Source organism: Campylobacter coli LMG 9860 (genome assembly GCF_000254135.1).
Classification (GTDB): domain Bacteria; phylum Campylobacterota; class Campylobacteria; order Campylobacterales; family Campylobacteraceae; genus Campylobacter_D; species Campylobacter_D coli.
Genome location: NZ_AINS01000168.1, coordinates 1 through 1,690, shown reverse-complemented (window position 1 = coordinate 1,690; position 1,690 = coordinate 1). Strand labels below are relative to the sequence as shown.

At 28.5% G+C, this 1,690-nt stretch carries 3 protein-coding genes; all 3 read right to left on the bottom strand.

Annotated features, from left to right (window positions below):
• A partial coding sequence (locus CCO88_RS09975) for a hypothetical protein (RefSeq protein ID WP_002841071.1) occupies window positions 1–231 on the bottom strand: 231 nt, incomplete at its 3' end.
• A complete protein-coding gene (locus CCO88_RS09970) occupies window positions 212–907 on the bottom strand; it encodes a hypothetical protein (protein WP_002841069.1) in 696 nt (231 codons plus the stop codon). The genes CCO88_RS09970 and CCO88_RS09975, both read right to left, overlap by 20 nt.
• The gene (locus tag CCO88_RS09965; RefSeq protein WP_002782529.1) at window positions 907–1,641 is read right to left on the bottom strand and encodes a hypothetical protein; all 735 of its coding nucleotides are present in this window, start codon (window positions 1,639–1,641) and stop codon (window positions 907–909) included. The genes CCO88_RS09970 and CCO88_RS09965 overlap by 1 nt, the downstream gene beginning before the upstream one ends.
• Window positions 1,642–1,690 lie beyond the last annotated feature (49 nt).

Sequence of the window (1,690 nt, the reverse complement as noted above, 5' to 3'; positions counted from 1 at the left end):
TTCAAAAGCTTTAACAATAAGCTTTTTTTCATGAAAGTAATTTCTTCCGCTTGGCTTACTTTTGTAAATTTTGTAAGCCTTTCTGAGTTCTTTTTTACTTATGTGATTTTTATAATTTATTTTTTCAATTGCAATCCCATTACTTCTTAAAAAATGACAAAAGCAACTTCTCCTCTCGCTAAATGGAACGATTTTTACAATTTCAAGATAATTAGAACGGCAAACTTTCATCATCCTCTCCTATTTCTATATATTTATCATTGCTTGAATTTTTGACTTCATTTCCATAAGGATTATAGCTTTGATTTTCTTTTGGAATAAATGATTTATTATTGTCGTTATTTAAAGATTTATGCCTTGCTTTAAAAGATTTTATAGATAAAGGCTCTTTATTATTTTGAAACTCATCCATGTTTTGCATTTTTTCATTAAAAATTCTATCAAGAAAGATTTTGTTAGCAAGTTCTCCATTTTTACTTAAATATTCTTCTGTTCCAAAACCTAAAACTAAAAGTTTATTAACTAAAGAATTGAGATAAATAACTTCAGTCTGCACCCCAAAAACATTCTCATTTCCCTTTTCGCTAAAATCAAGTTCATCAATTCCAAAGAATTTCATAATAGCGTTTAATTGTCTAAATCCTAAATAATTTTCTTTTTCTCCATTTTTACCCATATAGCTAAAATCGTTATTTTTAGCTACAAAAAGATTAAAAATAGCTAGTTTTTGCTCTTTTCTGGTTAAAAATTCAAAACAAATAAAAGTATTATTGCTTCCATCGCTTGCCAATTTATCATATAAAAAGGCTTTGCGGAAAACTCCGCTATAAAGCCCACCTTCACTTAAATACTCTACGCTTGGCGAATAATTTGCCACTTCAAAACTTGCCTTAAATGCTGGTAACATTATAATTCTCCTTTTAATTGTGTTAAAAATTCATCTTTATTACTTAGAACTTCTCGTATTTTTTCACTTGTAAATAAAGAATGTTTTTTTATAAAATTGTTTTGCTCCCCAGTGTTTAAACCATTATCACTCATAAATTTTCTAAGTTCAGCACCTAAAGCTTTTATCTCTTTTGCTTTATTTTCTATAGCTTTTTCATCACTACCCCAAACTTTTAAATCTTCATTTGGATTTAAAAAGCGTTTTTCCTTTATTGTTTCTAATTCACTCTCATCAAGCATTCCAAGTCCGCAAATACTTAAGGTTACACGCCTTTTTGCTTTTGTGATAGCTTTCATTATTGCATTTGCTAAATTATCGCCACCTAAATTTTTAATATTTAAAGCACCTGTATCGCAATCCGTTCTTCCATCTGGTGTTGCTGCATAAGCAGTAACCATATAGATATCGCCAACTTGTGCCACTTCTGTTTTTGTAATACTTACTTTTCTTATTTGTCTTAGCTGATCTGTTGCTGATTTATTTGCATATAAAGTAAGTTTGCCATTTAATACTATGTATTCAAAAGGCTTTGTAAGCATGTTTAAGCCTAAACTTTCACAAAGATTTTTAACATAGCTTGCTCGTTCTACATCACTAAGTTTTGATAAATCACCTTTTACCAAAGCCAACTCATAAGGATTAAAATTTATTTCTAATTTATTTTCTTCTTTTAATACAACTTCATTACTCATTTTTCATCTCCTTAATATTTTTTTCCATTTTTCTTCGTATTCTTCATAA